Genomic DNA, 17,311 nt, shown 5'->3' on the forward strand with positions numbered 1-17,311 from the left:
ATAAAAAAAGAAGTTGCTAAAATTGAGCAACTTCTTTTTTTGTTTTGGGCTATTTTTAGGGATATGAAAGGTCGGATTATTAGGTGGTTCTGATGGCTTCCACAGGATCCATTCGCGCTGCAAGTGTAGCAGGTACGATCCCGGAAACTACTCCAATGATGGTGGAGACTCCGAGCCCAAGCATAATGTTACTGAAGGAAAGTATGATTTCCAAACTACCCAACTTGATAAAGGTTAGGAAAAAGACAATGACGATCCCTGCAATACCACCGATCAAACTCAAGCAGACTGATTCGAAAAGAAATTGGAATAATATAAAGTAGTTTTTTGCTCCCAAAGACTTTTGGATGCCAATGATATTAGTTCTTTCTCGTACTGATACGAACATAATATTTGCAATACCGAATCCTCCAACCAGAATCGAAAAGCCTCCGATTACCCATCCTGCCACAGAGATCACATCGAAAATCGATCCAATGGCATTCTGAATAAACTCAGTTTTGTTCAATGCGAAATTGTCCTTATCTCTTGGCCGTAAGCCTCTTTTAGCGCGCAGTAGTCCAGTCATTTCATTTTCCAAGGCCACTAGACCAATGTCCTCTTCCATACCTTGAACAGCTATGGTTGGCTCCATTCCATTTTTACCTGTATAATACATTTTGCTAAATGCTCCATAAGGTATCAGACATGCTTCATCCTTCGAAGGTGCATCAAATAGTCCTTCACCCTCTTCTTTAAACACACCGATAACGGTGAATTTCATTCCTTTGATTTTTATAGGCTTTCCAATTACTTCTTGCTCTGGATACAGTGTATTGGCTATTTCTTTTCCAATGATGGCAAAGTTTCTAGAGGCATTGATCTCTGACTGAGTGAAATATCTTCCTTCTTCTATTGAAAGTTCATATACATCCTGATACGAGTAAACAGCACCAGTAAGGGCCATTCCCTGATAGGCATTACTTCCTGCTTTTACAGTAGTGGTAGCTGAGGCTGAAATAGTGACTGCTTCTGCAGATGTAAGTCTCTGCTGTAAAAATTCATATTCAGGAACAGTTCCCGGAGGTCTGCGGAAATATTCCCACCAAGGAGTATTTGGGCCACCGTCGAATGGGAATCTATCTACTCGCATCACATTGGTGCCTAAAAAGGAAAAGGAAGATTTAATGTTGCTCTCCAGTGAATCGACTAATGTGAAAACTGCAATGATGGCGAAAATACCAATCGTAACCCCTAATAGGGACAATATGGTTCGGGTGAGATTAGTTTTTAATGCTGAAATCGCAAAGCGAAAACTTTCCCATGTAAGTTTGAAAAAGAGCATGTGTTTATAGTTGGTTAAAACAATTTGTTAAGTTAGCTGAAATTGCCTGATATTGTTAGTATCTTTGCATTTTTTAGAGTTATTCTAAATCACTCATGCTAATCACTCAAGACATCTAAAACTTATCTATGAAATTATCGGATTTCAAATTTGACGTTCCAAAGAAACTAATCTCTCTTTATCCTGCAGCAAATCGGGATGAATCCAGATTGATGGTACTCCATCGGGATACAGGTAAAATTGAACACAGAGTTTTTAAAGATATTACCGAATACTTCGGTGAGGGTGATGTCTTTGTTACCAATGACACAAAAGTATTTCCTGCAAGACTATACGGAAATAAAGAAAAAACCGGAGCAGAGATTGAAGTTTTTCTTTTGAGAGAACTGAACGCAGAATTGAAACTTTGGGACGTTCTGGTAGATCCAGCACGTAAAATCAGAGTAGGTAACAAGCTGTATTTCGGGGATTCTGATCTAGTCGCTGAAGTAATTGATAATACTACTTCTAGAGGTCGTACCATTCGTTTCTTGTTTGATGGGACTGAAGAAGAATTCCATAAGACCATCGATACGCTCGGTGAAACGCCGCTTTTGAAAGAATTTATCGAAAGAAAGGTAGAAGCAGAAGATAAAGAGAGATACCAAACTGTATTCGCTAAGAACGTAGGAGCTGTAGCAGCGCCTACTGCTGGACTGCACTTTACTCCACATTTGCTAAAAAGGCTAGAGCTTCAGGGTGTTGATGTGACTCCTATTACACTTCATGTTGGCTTGGGTACTTTCCGCCAGGTAGATGTGGAAGACCTGACCAAGCATAAAATGGATTCTGAGAACTACAGCATTCCTGATGGGACAGTAAAATTGGTGAATAGATCACTGGATGCCAAGAAGCGCGTGGTGGCAGTAGGAACTACTTCTTTGAAGACTATTGAATCATCAGTAACTGCAAATGGTCGATTGAAAGCAAGTGCCGGCTGGACGGATAAGTTTATCATTCCTCCTTACGAATTTAAGATTGCAAATTCATTGATTACAAATTTCCACCTACCAGAATCTACATTGCTGATGACAGCAGCGGCTTTTGGAGGGTATGATTTGGTGATGAAAGCATACAAAGAAGCCATCAAAGAGAAATATCGATTCTTCTCATACGGAGACGCGATGTTGATCCTTTAATACTGAAAGCTCCAAAATGGAGCTTTTTTTATTTTCACACAGATATAACTTTGCAGTAAAACCTGAGGAGATTTGAATTCTTACTTTTGCGAAAAATAAGTATGATTAAAAAAGCTGCAATCCTGGTAGCAGGTGGAAGAGGTACGAGAATGGGTGGGACGATTGCTAAGCAATATTTGCCTGTTGCTGGCCAACCCGTACTGATGCGCACACTTTCTGTTTTTTATCGGGTGGATCCATCCACCGATTTAATCCTAGTATTGCCTGAGAATGATTTTTTATACTGGAAGGAACTGTGCGAGGAATATAAATTCACTATTCCTCATCGTGTGATAGGAGGTGGTAATTCCAGGTTCCAATCAGTAAGAAATGGGTTGAATGCACTTAATTCTGAGACTAAGCTGGTTGCGATACATGATGGTGTGAGACCATTTGTAGCGGAGACGGTTATTTCAGAAAGTTTTGAAGTAGCCGAGCGAAATGGAAGTGCCATAGCTGTGATTGCTTTGAAAGATTCTATTAGAAAACTTAGGGATGACGGAAAGTCATTTTATGAGGAGCGACAGTATTTCCGATTGGTACAGACTCCCCAGACTTTCCAAGTGGATAAAATCAAGAAAGCTTTTGCCGTGACCGAACTTCAGCAGTTTACCGATGATGCAACTGTCTATGAAAATCAGGGTTGGCAAGTTACTTTGATTTCGGGGAATCCGGAAAATATAAAGATTACTTCTCCTGAAGACATGAGTTATGCAGAATTCATTGCAGCTAAGCAATTAACAGATCGGTAAGATTTCTAGATTAGATTTTACCGACTTTTTAGTAAGGTTCACCGACTATTTGGAGGAGTTGACCTTTTACTTATTTCAGAATGCTATCCAGCTGTGTACTTTCGATCATCAATAAAACAAAAAAGTGATGAGACAAAAATATAGAAACAATAATGATGGAGGTGTAATCTTCGGATTCATAATCATTGCGGTAGGTGTCCTGATTTTACTTAGGAAGCTGGATGTTTTTTATCCTGATTGGTTGCTTTCATGGCCAATGATATTAATTGCCATAGGGGTGATTACCCTTGTCAAGCATGAGTTCAAAAGCTTTTTTGGAGTAATAATGCTTGGTCTTGGTACGTACTTTCTACTGGAACGGGAATTTAATTTTGATTTTGGATTGCAGCGCTTCATATTTCCAGTAGCCCTGATATTGGTGGGGATTTATCTAATTACCCAAAAGCGGAAGGAGCAGCAGGTTCTTAATGATATTCAGGAAAAAATTCGAGCGAAATCTAATCCTTCACCCAGCCCATCCATTTCTTCCGAAGAATACAACAAAGGAGAAAAGACTTCATTCTCTAACGAATCTACAGGGGCAAAATCCTACGCAGGTATGTCAGGAGTTTCTGGTACTAGCTACTCTGACAGTGTTTCCATAGATTCTATTATGAGTGGAATCAATAAGCGAATGCTGACTAAGAATTTCCAAGGCGGAAAACTGACCGCTGCTTTTGGTGGAATTGATCTAGATCTTTCCCAGTCAGATTTTTCTGGGATTGTGACGCTCCAAGTTGATGTGATATTTGGTGGGATCAAATTAGTAGTGCCTCCTCATTGGGATGTGCGTGTGGAAGTAACCAATATTGCTGCAGGAGTAGAAGACAAACGAGTATATCGCCAGTCTGAGGTAGATCCGGATAAAGTGTTGGTCATAAGGGGGACAGTCTTTTTTGGTGGCTTGGAAATCAAATCATATTAACGAAATTCCTTTCTTTAAATCACCGAAATTTTGTTTTCGAAAGCATTTTCAAACCCTACTAAGAGTATTTGGATAGTACAAGGAGCCGGAGTAATCTGGTTCCTTGGTACGTTTGGATTGCTCATGTTTTATGGAATTGAACAATCTACGGCTATTGTAGATTCCCTGGTTTTTGCCTTACTTTTCTCTCTGGGGATAAATATGCTGGATCGGGTTTTCGGCTTTTATATTCCCAAAGGAAGTAATAACTGGTTGCTCTTAGGATTGCCCCTCTTGTTTAGTCTCGTTGCAATTTTAGGTCATCAATTCTTACTTAAGTGGGTGTATTCTGATAATCAAACGTATCTGGTTTTTCTCAAATCTCACTTTTATCTTCGCTGGGCTATTTTGGGTTTAGCGGAGGTTCTAGTGGCTTTGATCGCAATCGTTGTGTCAAAGCTAGAGCAGCAGGGTGAAGCTCAGAAAAGAGAGGCGATGATGAATGAACTTTCTAGGGAAGCAGAATTAACACAGCTGCGTCAACAGCTTCAGCCTCACTTTTTGTTTAATAGCCTCAATTCGATCAGTGCGCTGACGGTATCACAGCCTCAGAAAGCAAGGGAGATGGTGCTTCAGCTTTCGGATTTTCTACGTGGTACGATCCGAAAGGATCACCAGCAGTGGGTGAGTCTAGACGAGGAATTAGGTTACCTGAAGATGTATCTCGATATCGAGCGTGTACGCTTCGGACATAGGTTAGAGGTGGTATTTGAAATGACTGATGAGGTTGCGAAGATGCGCCTGCCCCAATTGTTGATACAACCTCTCCTCGAAAATGCAATCAAGCACGGACTTTATGGTATCACTGAAGATGTAAGGATAACGCTTCAAGCTTTCAAGGAACAAAATTATTTGATGCTGAAAATTGAGAATCCATTCGATCCTGAGATGGCTGCGCCAAAAGGCACCGGTTTCGGATTGAGCTCGGTTGACCGCAGGTTATTCTTGCTTTTTGGCAGAAAGGACTTGCTGGAGTCTAAATCAACAGCCTCACTTTTTACCGTAATTTTAAAAATCCCCCAACAGAAATGATCAAGACTTTAATCATCGATGACGAGCCATTGGCTGCGAGTATTGTCCAGGAATTTTTAGCAAATTTCCCTCAATTTGAACTCGTTGCTGTATGTCAGAATGGATTTCAGGGACTTAAAGCCATACAAGAGCATGAGCCCGATTTAATATTTCTGGATGTGCAAATGCCTAAAATCACAGGTTTCGAAATGTTGGAATTACTTGATTCACCTCCTGCGGTAATCTTTACTACGGCCTTTGATCAATATGCTTTGAAAGCTTTTGATGCGATGGCCATAGACTATTTACTCAAACCGTTTTCCCAGGATAGATTTTCTCAGGCCATAGAAAAGTTTCTTGCTCAGCAAGGTGTCGATGAAGTATCCAATCAGAAACTGAATGAATTGGCAGAGAAGCGAAATAGGTTAGTCGTACGTGTCAAGAATGAGATCAAAATCATTCCTACGCATGAAGTAAGTTTTTTTGAAGCTGAAGATGATTACATAGCCATATATACAACTTCTGGCAAATACCTTAAGAAAATGACGATGAAGTCACTTGAGGAAGCGCTTGACTCGGCCAAGTTTGTTCGAGTGCATAGATCCTATATGATCAACTTGAACGAGATCACCAAAATAGAACCATATGAGAGAGATAATTACTTGGTCATACTACGTGGTGGCCAAAAAGTACCTGTGAGCAAGACGGGCTATTCCAGGCTTAGGCAGGTGCTTGGATTGTAGAAAGTGAAAGTAAACAGTTATCAGTCCAAGTATTCAGTTTGAATAGATGGTATTTGGCGCAAGTCTCATGGCTTGTGCCACGGCTTGATGCAGTCTTCGGACTGCTATGGTTTTTAACTTTTCATATACTCGGCTTCGCTAATTCAGCCATTGAGTTTTAAGCAGCTATTATTATAACATAAGGTTGAGATCACTTAAAGGCAGTCTGAAGACTGCTATATTTTGGGTCCAAGCCTGAAGACTTGGACTAGAGGGGTCTCTTTTTATTTTTAATAGTGTAAATCTAGTTTATTGGTTGCCAAATAGTAGGCTTCGGTTCTTTGCCATTATGCCTAGATAGCGCTGTCAATATAAAGCTATTAACAGTGTAATCTGAAGAATTAATAAAGTCTATAATGTAGCCTGTTGTCATTTTTGTTAGTGATACGAGGTCAATTTTCCATGTCTCATCCTCTTTATAGAAATGGTAAGAAATGGGTAGTTGTTTCCCGTCGCGTATCATTATTCCTTGAGCAAAACTCCCTTGTAATTTAACATCATCTATTTTTAAGTCTATTATGGATTCTTTGCCGAAAAAGTCATTTTCAGTGGCATATTTTAAAAATGCGTTTGAGTCCATTTTTATTGTTTCCTCTATGGGGAAAAAATGTCTAATAAATAGAACAGTGAACTTATCGAAATAGGGTAAATTATCGACAATAACACTGTCGGACTTAATGGCATGATGAATAATAATATCGTAATATTCAAGTGTTCGTTCTGAAACCAATTCTGCAAGAGCAGTTCCTCTATTTTCTAGGATGGAACTTTTATAATTTTCAAAAGTCTCCAACACTAAACTTTTTTCATTTTGTCCAAATGCGAATTGAGTCAGAAATAAGGAGATGAATATGAGCAATGGCTTCTTCATGTTGCTATTGATAAAATCTTGTTTGACAATTATCCTGAAATTTAGGAAGTACAATATAGTTAATATTAACCATCGTAAAATTGAGGACACTTTTTTTTAGTTTTTAAAAGTTGTTAGTGTAGCGGAGAAGGTTTTGGGATAGAAGATGATTATAGTTTTACCTTTTGAAATTTCGTGAAATCCGACTTTACAATGTACCTATCGCATTTTGGTTAGCTATTGTAGGTCTTTGATTAACTAATTACACTCTCTTATTTGCCTACCAGCACTTCCCCGTCAAACTCAATTCCTTCCCATCCAGCTTGCATAAAGTTTCTGATGTTTTGATGGTCTGAACCATCTGGGTTTTCCAGCACGTCTTTTCTGTGAAAATCCCCAAATAAAACCAGCGTTTCAGAGGGGCTTAAGCCATGAGGCTTCGCGAAGTAAAAGATCTTGCAACTTGATTAGCGCAAGAGACTTCAGTCTTGTGCTTATGATAATGCAGTCTTCAGACTGCTATGTTTTGAAATTGAGATAGGAAGTCAGGAGACTTCATTACTGTAGATCCAAGTCTGAAGAACCAGACTTAGCTATGCAGGATTTCCAGAAAAATTGATTGATGTGCTTTTGATTGAATAGGCTACTAATTGGATATAGTGCAGTCGGGAGACTGCAGCGAGTTAAGTCCAAGTCTGAAGACTTGAACTAAAATTGTAAAATCAGCCTAAAAAGGAAAAGCCCTGAGTGATCAGGGCTTCCAATTAATATTCGTCTTCGTTGAAAAAGAAGTCATCTTTGGTCGGGTAATCAGGCCAAATCTCTTCGATGGTCTCATAAGGTTCGCCATCATCTTCTAATTCTTGTAGATTTTCTACTACTTCCATTGGCGCGCCGGATCGGATGGCATAATCAATTAATTCATCCTTGGTGGCTGGCCAGGGTGCATCCTCTAAATAGGAAGCTAATTCGAGTGTCCAGTACATAGTGTTTATTTTAAAGGAGTTCCGGAGTTTAAGGGTTGCAAAATTATTCTTTTTTTGAAATAATTAGTAGTATGCTGATTATTTAAAAGCAAGTTGTTTCAAAATATAATTTTTGACATCAACTTTCCTCTTCACCGCAAATAATTTTTTCTTCATCATTATATCAAAATCAGCTGACTGTACGCGGAAATTCTCCGTATTGTTTTGTGCCGCTTCCAGCTCAGTTTGATCTCTACGCAATAAATCTTTTAGCAAAGCAGTCTTAATTTGAATTTGCTCTGCCTCAGGTTTTTCATCAAAGTCAGGGTACTTTCCATGAACCAGCTTTTCAAGAAAAGCTTTCTCAAATACGATATCAGAGAAGAATTGGAAAGATCTTACGATCAAATTCGCTTCTCTGGGTTTACGTGGAGGTAGTTTTCTCCATTCTTCCTGAATCACTTTGGCTCTTCCTACGAGTTCGTAAGAGGTAGGTTTTGCTGCAAGACCTTTAATCTCTTCGGTTAAAGTCTCCACCTTCCGCATTAGTTCCCGAGGGTTCATCTGAGGTCCGGTTTGAAGCGTTCTTTTATATCTGGAGAAAATTCGGTTATTCAATTTCGAAAATTCGTCCCAAAGCGGCTGTCTCTTTTCCGCAGGCACTTTCCCAGCTTCCTTCCACTGTCGTTGGATTTTCTTTGAGATATCAAAGGCAATTTTAGCATCAGGGAAATCATGCGCTTCTCTCGCCTGCACTACCAATGCTTCGTACACTTTGATGTTTTCCTCTGCCTGAAGAGCAAGTCCCTCGAAGAAATGTCTTCTATTCTCGAAGAAATGCTGCACAATAGCATTGAAGCTATTTTCTACTTCTTCTTGAAGTTCCTTTTCTACAGGACCGGTTTTGATCCAGCGAAGTTTTAGTTCTTTATAAAACTCAGTGGTTTCCTTCCAGTCGGTATCGTCCTTTCTTTCTTCGGCTTCTAGAATTAAAGCTTTTTTAACCTCAAGATTTTTGGTGCGGTTTACCTGGATAATGTCGTTCAGGTAGTCTTCTTGTTGGCTTAGTTCATTGATAAGTGGTTCGAAATCTCCCAAGGCATCAGATTGCATAAGAGACTCTCTGAGGTGAATAAGTTTCATTAGGAAAGAACCCTTATTCTGGTTTTCCTGAATGTCACTTTTGAGTTTGGCTACTTTTTCTTTGAGTTGTTCGAATCGATCCTCAAAATACTTAATCGTAGAAGCCTCATCTTCTTTTACTTCACCGATAACCCGATCTTCCTGTCCCAAAAATCCCCTCAAATAAACTTTGTCGTTTTTGATATATCCATACGGATGCTCCATTGTTCTACAGTAGGTTAGGTGGCGGTTTTCGAATTTCCGCAAATTAATTAATTCAAAAGCACTTATCCTAAGAAAGAGGTTTTTTTGCCATCTTTGATTCTTAAGTGCAATTTCTAAAGTAAAAATATAACGCATGAGCGCAGAAAAAATCATCTTTTCCATGGCAGGAGTATCAAAAATTTATCCGCCACAGAAAAAAGTACTCAAAGATATTTATCTCTCATTTTTTTATGGAGCCAAAATAGGGGTTCTCGGGTTGAATGGTTCAGGTAAATCCTCCTTATTGAAGATTATTGCAGGAATGGACAAGGAGTTCCAGGGCGAAGTGGTTTGGTCTCCGGGCTATACAGTAGGTATGCTGGAGCAAGAGCCTAAGCTTGACCCAACCAAAACAGTAAAAGAAGTGGTAGAAGAGGCAGTTTCTGAAACGGTCGCTCTGCTGAAGGAATTCGAGGAGATAAACGAAAAATTCATGGATCCGGCCCTAATGGAAGATCCTGATGCCATGGATAGGCTGATCGAGAAGCAAGGAGAGGTGCAGGAGAAGCTTGATGCGGCGAACGCTTGGGAACTTGATGTCATGTTGGATAAAGCCATGGATGCGCTTAGACTTCCTCCTAGTGACTCTAATGTTGCCAATCTTTCAGGTGGAGAAAAGAGGAGAGTGGCACTTTGCCGTTTGCTATTGCAAGAACCAGATGTGCTATTACTCGATGAGCCTACCAACCATCTGGATGCGGAATCCGTGCATTGGCTGGAGCAACACTTGAAAAATTATAAAGGAACCGTAATTGCGGTAACTCACGATAGATATTTCTTGGATAACGTGGCAGGTTGGATTCTTGAGCTTGATCGTGGTGAAGGAATTCCATGGAAAGGAAATTATTCCTCTTGGCTGGATCAGAAGCAAAACCGATTGAAGCAAGAAGAGAAGACAGAATCCAAACGTCAGAAAACACTTGAACGAGAATTGGAGTGGATTAGAATGACTCCAAAAGCCCGTCAAGCGAAGGGTAAAGCTCGTTTGAGTGCGTATGATAGACTAGTGGGAGAGGAGTCTAAAGAAAGAGAAGCGAAACTCGAACTATTTATCCCTCCTGGGCCTCGTTTGGGAGCGAAAGTGATCGAAGTAAATGGTGTTTCTAAAGCTTTTGGAGACAAGCTGCTTTTTGAAAATCTGACTTTTGCCTTGCCTCAAGGCGGGATTGTCGGCGTGATCGGGCCGAATGGTGCAGGTAAATCCACACTATTCAAGCTAATTACTGGGCAAGAAAAACCAGACACAGGAAATTTCGAAGTAGGAGAGACAGTACAATTGGCTTATGTGGATCAAGGTCATGATTCATTAGATCCAAATAAGACAGTTTATCAGACGATCTCCGAAGGGAATGAACTGATGATGCTTGGCAATAAGGAAGTAAACGCAAGGGCTTATGTGAGTAAGTTTAATTTCGGTGGGGGTGATCAGGAGAAGAAGGTCGGCGTGCTTTCCGGTGGAGAGCGCAACAGAGTTCATCTGGCATTGACGCTGAAAGAAGGCGGAAACCTGTTGCTCCTCGATGAGCCTACCAATGACTTGGATGTGAACACACTTCGTGCACTGGAAGAAGCTTTGGAAAACTTTGGAGGCTGTGCCGTGGTCATCTCCCACGACAGATGGTTCCTGGATAGAATCTGTACGCATATTCTGGCGTTTGAAGGAGATTCTCAAGTGGTGTGGTTTGAGGGTAACTTTTCCGACTACGAAGAAAATAAGAAAAAGCGCCTAGGAGATGTGGAGCCGAAGAGGATTCGGTATAAGAACCTTAAATAAAGGCTGAAAGCTGAATTCAAAAAGTGAAAATGTAAATCTCCGGAGTTGGAAAGACTGAAAGAGGTTTTATAATTTTTAACAAAACCTCTTTCAGTCTTGATAATCAGGATTGGAGGAGGCTTTTGTTTTTTATAGATTTAGTTCAATGAGACGATTTTTATTACTTATTGCTTCAAGTTTATTCCTGATTGTTTCAGCATGCAATCAGGAGATTAACGAAATCCAGGATGTTGATGTCCAAGAAATACTTGTAGATATAAAGAGCCCCAGGTCTTTAAAAATGTCGCAACTATTTGATACCTGCTATATCATTCCTTTGGATAATAGAGAGTTAATAGGAACCGTGGATGGGGTGGATTTTGATGAAGATCAACTTCTGATTTTGGATAGCAGGAAGATGCATAAAGCTTACTTGTACAATTGGGAGGGTGACTTTATCAAGTTTCTTGCGAATGAAGGAGGAGGGCCTGGTGAATTTATGTGGCCAAAAGATGCACAGTTGATTAATGACGAACAGGTAGTGATTTACAGTTCGGGAACACATAAGTTACTTTTTGTCGATCAAAAATCCGATAATACCAAAGACGTTTTCCTTGATTCAATTACCAGTTTGTCTGATTTTAAGTTCTTTGACAGTAAATATTATTTCCTACGGGCGAATGCATCTGGTAAGAATGAGTCATTGTTGATAGCTGATGAAGGACTTCAGGATTTCAAAGAGATAATAATTCCTGAAAAATTTCTTTCCAAGGATAAAGCATTTCAATATAGAACTACAAAGAGTCGGTTTATTTATCCCAATTTCTCAGAAAACGGTTTTTATTTTTCTGATGTGGTTTNTGAAAAATTTCTTTCCAAGGATAAAGCATTTCAATATAGAACTACAAAGAGTCGGTTTATTTATCCCAATTTCTCAGAAAACGGTTTTTATTTTTCTGATGTGGTTTCTCCTTATTTTTTGGAATATAGACATGACAGTTTGTACATGGCATACCTTATTAAATTTTCTGATCGGGAAGTAAGTTATGACGATATCGAAGAAGCAACAGAGAGATCTTTATACACTATAGCTTCAAGGGAGAATCTATTTTATTTTAGTAACGATCTTTTTGAGGCTGGTGATTTTATCTTTTTGTATATAGGGGAAGGAGCTACCGTGCGCACAGCTGTCTATGACAAGAAATCAGGAAAATGCATTTATGCAAATGAGATTGAAGATGATCTCACCGGGCTTTTTACAGGAAATGCTTTAGCTGGGAATTCCCAGTCGGGCTATTATGTGAGAGCTATCCCGGCAGAATGGCTAAAAGAAACGCTAGAAAATTCAGCAGAAGAGAATCCGTACCTTGATTTATTGCGGAATGCTGATATTAAGAGAGATGATAATCCTGTGCTGTTAATCTATCGATTCAAGGATGATATTGGTTTAGAGTAAGATTGAAGTTTAGATTTTACCATGGAAAGAGGTTTATTTCAGTTTTCTATAGGATTCGAGGAATAATTAATACTTAAGTTTTTATCTTTTAGCACTTGAAATTTTTAAATAATTAATCATTCTAGAGGTTTATGAAGAAATCAAACGATCTGGATTTTGACAGGATCAGTAAATACTATCATCAAGCTGACAAAGCAGGTTTCTTCCAAGATATTTCCTCCAAGCTTTGGAATGACCTAGGCTTGGATGAGGTTTTTTTCAAAATCGATCATACCATCACCAAATATGGGCAGCAATACCTGTATTCTTCGCTTCGATTGGTGAAACAGGGATCTTTAGTAGATAAAAATTTGGAATTAACAATTCAGGCATTTGAGCAAAACCCTAAGTTTGAATCATTTTTGATGAGTAAGCTAGATGGATTGGCCAAGAATGATTCTTATTTTTTGTGTAATGTTTTTCAAAGAGAGACACCTAAAAATCCATGGTTTATTCTTGTGTTTTATTTCCTTTCAGCTCTTTCATTTATTGGAGTAGTAGCTTCTTTTGTCACGCAAGCGATGATTTTTCCTGCGATCCTGGTGATCACCTGTAATTTTATTATCCACTATTGGAGCAAACTGAATGTGTCTTTGGAATCAGGCACATTTGGGCAGCTGGGTGAATTGTTAGCCACGTCGCAAAGCATTATAGAAGAGTCGAAAAGACAAGAAATTTTCTTGCCCAAACAACCCAAAATCGAAAAGACAGGGTCACTCATTTTTAAGGCATCCGTGCTTAAACCAAGAATGAAAGGGTTTGGTGAATTGGCGGAATTGGCGGGCTATATAACGGAATTGATCAAAGCTGCATTCCTGATCGAAACCCTTCTTTATTATTCTATTCTCAAAGAAATAGGAGAGAAGAGAAGTGTAATTGAAAAGAACTTTGAATGCATCGCTTATCTTGATTTTGCACTATCCATTTCGAAACTTAGGAGGTCAGATCCATCGATCACTTTGCCTACAGAGAGTGATTCACTGCAAATAGATGGCAAAGGAATATTTCATCCCTTGCTTTCAGATGCTATCCGAAATTCAATTCTGATTGATCAAAATGGTGTTTTGATCACGGGTGCAAATATGTCAGGGAAGAGTACTTTTCTAAGAATTATAGGAGTGAATTGCCTATTGGCTCAAACTATTAATTCTGTTTTTGCTGAGGGAATGAGAATTCCAAAGCTGCGAATATATTCTTCAATCCAGACTTTTGATGAGTTGGAAAGTGACAAAAGTTATTTCTACAGTGAGGCGGAGACTATGAAAGAAATGCTTGCTGTCGATAAGGAGCAAGGTTTTAACTTGCTCTTGATAGACGAGATTTTCAAGGGGACGAATAGCCGGGAGCGGCTGGTGATTTCCTCAGAAGTTCTCCAGACACTAGCCAAAGGAAATTCTATAGTGATAGCCACGACCCATGATTTGGAGCTGGTAGATGGGCTACCTGATTTTATGTTTTTCTATTTTACCGGAGAGGATGTGTCTGGCAAATATCAATATGATTTTCAGCTCAAAACTGGAGTGTTACAGAGCACCAATGCTGTTTTTGTGCTGCGAGATATGGGGTATCCAAAAGAGATTTGGGGTAAAATTGCTGATAAATTATACAAGTAGTAATTCAGAAAAGAGCGAGGATGAGTTGGTTCGCCAAGTTGATGCGATTTTAAAAATCGTTTGAAACTACATAGGTTCCCAGATTGTAAAGCCTGTGAGCCAGCACATCAAATTGAATGAAGCTTCATTTCTTCTTCAGCTTGATCACCGTGATTTCCGGCCAAATACCCACCCGGCCCGGAAAGGCCAAAAATCCAAATCCTCGATTGACATGTAAGAATCGGCCTAGTTCTTCGTACAGTCCAGCCCATTTCGGGTAGCGAACGGAGGCGGGGCTCCACTTGATAAATCCGGGGATTTCTATCCCAAACTGCATTCCATGCGTATGGCCGCTCAAGGTGAGATGGATAAATTGGGAGAAATTTTTTACCTGTTCATCAAAGTGAGACGGGTCGTGGCTCATCAATATTTTAAAGCTTTGATCGCTGAGGTTTTCTGCCGCTTTCTTTAGGTTTCCATATTGTCCAAATCCCTTTCCCCAATTCTCTACTCCGATCAGGTCTATGCTAGCTCCATCTTTTTGAAGCTTCACGTTTTCATTGCGTAATAGCCTAAAGCCCAATTCTTCCTGGATTTCACAAAGGTGCTGCAAATTGGCTTCTTTTGCCTCTTTGCTCGGCCATGCCATATAATCCCCGTAGTCATGATTGCCTAAGATGGAGTATTTCCCCATTCGGGCTTTTAACTTTTTGAAGCTTTCAATCCAAGGCTCCATTTCTTTCGCCTGGTTGTTCACCAAATCCCCCGTAAATAGGATCACATCGGATGCTTGTTGGTTGATCAGATCAATACCATACTCCAGTTTCTTTTTATTGTCAAAACTTCCGGAGTGGATGTCTGAAATCTGGGTGATAGTAAATCCGTCAAATTCCTCCGGTAGGTCATCGAATTCCAGCGTATGATTGACGACACGGTAGCGGTATTTTCCTACTAACACTCCATGCAATATTCCCAAAAAAGGAATTGCGGATAGCAATAAGGCTGTTTGGCTGACAAATTTTCTTCGATCCGGCAGAAAATCGCCTTCCTGATTTCCTGCAACAGAATAAAATATCCCTGTAAGAAAACGCAAGATATCTTCTCCAAACATAAAGCCCAGGACGATGAGCTTTGGAATCAGCGACAACACCAATAGGGAAATCATTCTTCCAAAATTCAGACTGAGAATACCCCGGCTGAAGGTCAGAAAACCATAGGCTACAAAGAGATAAACGAAAACACAAAAGACCCAATATCCGATCTTAATCCAGCTTTGTTCGGGAAATACCGTTTTGAAAGCTTGATAGGAATACCAGTCGATAAGGAAGACGAAGATTAGGAGGAGAAGAATGCGGATCACTAACGAACGATGTTTTTACTATAGCGGAATCTCGAAAAGATAGATACCTATTAATTAGGAATGAAAACAAGATTAAACCTAGTACGCAGTAAATATCTGAATGGGCGAAATCCATGCAAGTATTTATTTACCAAAGGTGATGATAGAGATGTATTCCTAGATTTTGGGTTTAGGATTTTAAATCCTGCACAGCAGTTTGTATCAATTGGTATTTATGAGCATACAATTCCACCTGGTGCTTTTTGCATAAAGCTCATTCCAAAATTCAGAATTTAGTAAATTCGCCTCCAAATCCTATTTCTTTTTTAGAGTGTAAATCTACTTTCATTTCTCTTTTTCGTTTCTTTGCACCTGAAATATTTGGCAGTCAGCCTAACAGACCTATGAGACAGTTACTCCTCAGACCCGGAGCGGAAGAATTATCCTATGAAATTCGTGGAATCGTCAAGAAAGCACGTCAGGTAGAAGCGTTAGGCTATGCCATGACCTGGGAAAATATTGGCGATCCTATCCAAAAAAGCAATCAAGTGCCAGAATGGATGAAAGAGATCATTTCAGATCTGCTGAAGGAGGATAAAACCTACGGATATGCCGACTCTAAAGGTGTGTTGGAAACTCGTAAGTTTCTCGCTGATCTTAATAATGAAAGAGGTGGTGCACAGATTACCGCAGAAGATGTTTTGTTCTTTAATGGACTTGGTGATGCTATCGCTAAGTTATATCAGTTTTTGATCCCTACAGCTAGGATTATTGGTCCTTCTCCAGCATATAGCACTCACAGTTCAGCTGAAGCAGCACATGCGAATGCTGCTCCGATTACTTACAAACTTGATCCGGATAATCAATGGCTTCCTGATATGGAGGACTTGTATTTGAAAGTCCGATATAACCCATCGATTGTAGGAATCTTGATTATTAATCCTGATAACCCGACTGGGATGGTGTATCCAAAAGAGGTTTTGGAGGCTTTTGTGAAGATTGCTGATGAATTCAGTCTCCTTTTGATCACAGATGAGATTTATCAGAATATTACTTATAATGGAATTACAGCAGTTCCATTGGCAGAAATTATCGGAGATAGACCTGCGATTTCGTTGAAGGGTATTTCTAAGGAATTCCCTTGGCCGGGCTCACGATGCGGCTGGATGGAATTCTACAATAGAGAATCCTCCAAGGAGTTTTCAAAGCTTTGCCAGACGCTGGAAAATGCCAAAATGATCGAAGTTTGCTCTACTATTTTGCCACAGCTAGCGATACCTAAAATCATGAAGCATCCCGCTTACTTCAAGTATAGGCAAGAAGCAAATGCTCAGATCGGAAAGCGGAGCGACTGGATGCTGGAGATATTGGGAGATATTCCTGGAATCAAGTTTAATCCCACTCAAGGAGCTTTTTATAATACCATTGTATTTGACGAAGGCGTATTGAAGGAAGATCAGTTTCTGCCTATTGAAGATGAAAAGTTGCAAAGCTTGCTGGATTCTTGGCTAGAGGAAAAAGATATGCCTTTGGACAAGCGCTTTGTCTATAATTTATTGGCAGCAGAACAGATTTGTGTGGTGCCTATTTCCTCCTTCTGCTCGGATTTGAGAGGTTTCCGCGTGACGCTTTTGGAGGAAAATGAGGAAGTGTTTAAGAATACATTTAGAAGACTTGGAAGGGCGATTTCAACGTATTTGAAGTCGGAAGTAGAAGTTTAGTGTTCAGTCGCAGTATTCAGGTAATCGGCGCAAGTCTTCGGACTTGTGCCTACATCAATGCAGTCTTCAGACTGCCATTTGTGTCTAAGAGAATAGAAGTCTGAAGACTTCATTATAATAG

The 17,311-nt window shown here is 39.7% G+C and carries 14 protein-coding genes; 8 read left to right on the forward strand and 6 right to left on the reverse strand.

Going from position 1 to position 17,311, the window contains the following annotated elements; all coding sequences use genetic code 11:
• Positions 1 to 79: 79 nt before the first annotated feature.
• Complete coding sequence (locus SYJ56_RS20725; RefSeq protein ID WP_323837507.1) at positions 80 to 1,324, reverse strand: ABC transporter permease; 1,245 nt, start codon at positions 1,322 to 1,324, stop codon at positions 80 to 82.
• 128 nt (positions 1,325 to 1,452) lie between these two features.
• On the opposite strand from SYJ56_RS20725, the gene queA reads away from it, so the two are divergent.
• The 5 genes from queA (at position 1,453) to SYJ56_RS20750 (ending at position 6,050) form a co-directional block, all read left to right on the forward strand.
• Positions 1,453 to 2,502: a tRNA preQ1(34) S-adenosylmethionine ribosyltransferase-isomerase QueA gene (queA, locus tag SYJ56_RS20730; protein WP_323837509.1), complete on the forward strand. Its 1,050-nt coding sequence runs from the start codon at positions 1,453 to 1,455 to the stop codon at positions 2,500 to 2,502.
• Positions 2,503 to 2,606: 104 nt separating this feature from the next.
• The gene (locus SYJ56_RS20735) at positions 2,607 to 3,293 is read left to right on the forward strand and encodes a 2-C-methyl-D-erythritol 4-phosphate cytidylyltransferase (RefSeq protein ID WP_323837597.1); all 687 of its coding nucleotides are present in this window, start codon (positions 2,607 to 2,609) and stop codon (positions 3,291 to 3,293) included.
• A 127-nt stretch (positions 3,294 to 3,420) separates the two neighbouring features.
• The gene (locus SYJ56_RS20740) at positions 3,421 to 4,257 is read left to right on the forward strand and encodes a LiaF transmembrane domain-containing protein (protein ID WP_323837511.1); all 837 of its coding nucleotides are present in this window, start codon (positions 3,421 to 3,423) and stop codon (positions 4,255 to 4,257) included.
• Positions 4,258 to 4,287: 30 nt separating this feature from the next.
• Positions 4,288 to 5,328 (forward strand): sensor histidine kinase, encoded by a 1,041-nt coding sequence (locus SYJ56_RS20745; protein ID WP_323837513.1) that lies wholly within the window; start codon positions 4,288 to 4,290, stop codon positions 5,326 to 5,328.
• Positions 5,325 to 6,050: a LytR/AlgR family response regulator transcription factor gene (locus SYJ56_RS20750; RefSeq protein ID WP_323837515.1), complete on the forward strand. Its 726-nt coding sequence runs from the start codon at positions 5,325 to 5,327 to the stop codon at positions 6,048 to 6,050. Before SYJ56_RS20745 ends, SYJ56_RS20750 begins: the two co-directional genes overlap by 4 nt.
• Before the next feature lie 283 nt (positions 6,051 to 6,333).
• Here SYJ56_RS20750 and SYJ56_RS20755 read toward each other — a convergent pair whose 3' ends face one another.
• The 4 genes from SYJ56_RS20755 to SYJ56_RS20770 all read right to left on the reverse strand — a co-directional run bounded on the left by SYJ56_RS20755 (position 6,334) and on the right by SYJ56_RS20770 (position 9,251).
• On the reverse strand, positions 6,334 to 6,960 hold the full coding sequence (locus SYJ56_RS20755; RefSeq protein WP_323837517.1) for a hypothetical protein: 627 nt from the start codon (positions 6,958 to 6,960) through the stop codon (positions 6,334 to 6,336).
• Positions 6,961 to 7,211: 251 nt separating this feature from the next.
• Positions 7,212 to 7,394, reverse strand: a complete 183-nt coding sequence (locus SYJ56_RS20760; RefSeq protein ID WP_323837599.1) for a HopJ type III effector protein — start codon at positions 7,392 to 7,394, stop codon at positions 7,212 to 7,214.
• A gap of 309 nt (positions 7,395 to 7,703) precedes the next feature.
• Complete coding sequence (locus SYJ56_RS20765) at positions 7,704 to 7,925, reverse strand: DUF2795 domain-containing protein (RefSeq protein WP_024284896.1); 222 nt, start codon at positions 7,923 to 7,925, stop codon at positions 7,704 to 7,706.
• A gap of 78 nt (positions 7,926 to 8,003) precedes the next feature.
• Positions 8,004 to 9,251, reverse strand: a complete 1,248-nt coding sequence (locus SYJ56_RS20770; protein ID WP_323837519.1) for a DUF349 domain-containing protein — start codon at positions 9,249 to 9,251, stop codon at positions 8,004 to 8,006.
• A 133-nt stretch (positions 9,252 to 9,384) separates the two neighbouring features.
• Here SYJ56_RS20770 and ettA point away from each other — a divergent pair, with 133 nt between their 5' ends.
• Positions 9,385 to 11,064 (forward strand): energy-dependent translational throttle protein EttA, encoded by a 1,680-nt coding sequence (gene ettA / locus SYJ56_RS20775; protein WP_323837521.1) that lies wholly within the window; start codon positions 9,385 to 9,387, stop codon positions 11,062 to 11,064.
• Positions 11,065 to 12,630: 1,566 nt separating this feature from the next.
• On the forward strand, positions 12,631 to 14,151 hold the full coding sequence (locus SYJ56_RS20785) for a MutS-related protein (RefSeq protein WP_323837525.1): 1,521 nt from the start codon (positions 12,631 to 12,633) through the stop codon (positions 14,149 to 14,151).
• A 124-nt stretch (positions 14,152 to 14,275) separates the two neighbouring features.
• On the opposite strand, the gene SYJ56_RS20790 is transcribed toward SYJ56_RS20785, so the two are convergent.
• Complete coding sequence (locus SYJ56_RS20790; RefSeq protein ID WP_323837526.1) at positions 14,276 to 15,490, reverse strand: metallophosphoesterase; 1,215 nt, start codon at positions 15,488 to 15,490, stop codon at positions 14,276 to 14,278.
• A 383-nt stretch (positions 15,491 to 15,873) separates the two neighbouring features.
• Between SYJ56_RS20790 and SYJ56_RS20795 the strand changes: the two genes are divergently transcribed.
• Positions 15,874 to 17,190 carry a pyridoxal phosphate-dependent aminotransferase gene (locus SYJ56_RS20795; protein WP_323837527.1) on the forward strand — a complete coding sequence of 439 codons (1,317 nt, stop codon included), beginning with the start codon at positions 15,874 to 15,876 and terminating at the stop codon, positions 17,188 to 17,190.
• Positions 17,191 to 17,311 lie beyond the last annotated feature (121 nt).

Origin of the sequence: Algoriphagus aurantiacus (genome assembly GCF_035156405.1) — a bacterium.
In the GTDB taxonomy this organism is placed as follows: Bacteria; Bacteroidota; Bacteroidia; order Cytophagales; family Cyclobacteriaceae; genus Algoriphagus; species Algoriphagus aurantiacus.

Excerpts from the sequence above, each read along its gene's own strand:
- SYJ56_RS20725 (WP_323837507.1), bottom strand. The coding sequence starts at position 1,324 with ATGCTCTTTTTCAAACTTACATGGGAAAGTTTTCGCTTTGCGATTTCA.
- queA (WP_323837509.1), top strand. The coding sequence starts at position 1,453 with ATGAAATTATCGGATTTCAAATTTGACGTTCCAAAGAAACTAATCTCT.
- SYJ56_RS20740 (WP_323837511.1), top strand. The coding sequence starts at position 3,421 with ATGAGACAAAAATATAGAAACAATAATGATGGAGGTGTAATCTTCGGA.
- SYJ56_RS20750 (WP_323837515.1), top strand. The coding sequence starts at position 5,325 with ATGATCAAGACTTTAATCATCGATGACGAGCCATTGGCTGCGAGTATT.
- SYJ56_RS20755 (WP_323837517.1), bottom strand. The coding sequence starts at position 6,960 with ATGAAGAAGCCATTGCTCATATTCATCTCCTTATTTCTGACTCAATTC.
- SYJ56_RS20765 (WP_024284896.1), bottom strand. The coding sequence starts at position 7,925 with ATGTACTGGACACTCGAATTAGCTTCCTATTTAGAGGATGCACCCTGG.
- SYJ56_RS20770 (WP_323837519.1), bottom strand. The coding sequence starts at position 9,251 with ATGGAGCATCCGTATGGATATATCAAAAACGACAAAGTTTATTTGAGG.
- ettA (WP_323837521.1), top strand. The coding sequence starts at position 9,385 with ATGAGCGCAGAAAAAATCATCTTTTCCATGGCAGGAGTATCAAAAATT.
- SYJ56_RS20785 (WP_323837525.1), top strand. The coding sequence starts at position 12,631 with ATGAAGAAATCAAACGATCTGGATTTTGACAGGATCAGTAAATACTAT.
- SYJ56_RS20795 (WP_323837527.1), top strand. The coding sequence starts at position 15,874 with ATGAGACAGTTACTCCTCAGACCCGGAGCGGAAGAATTATCCTATGAA.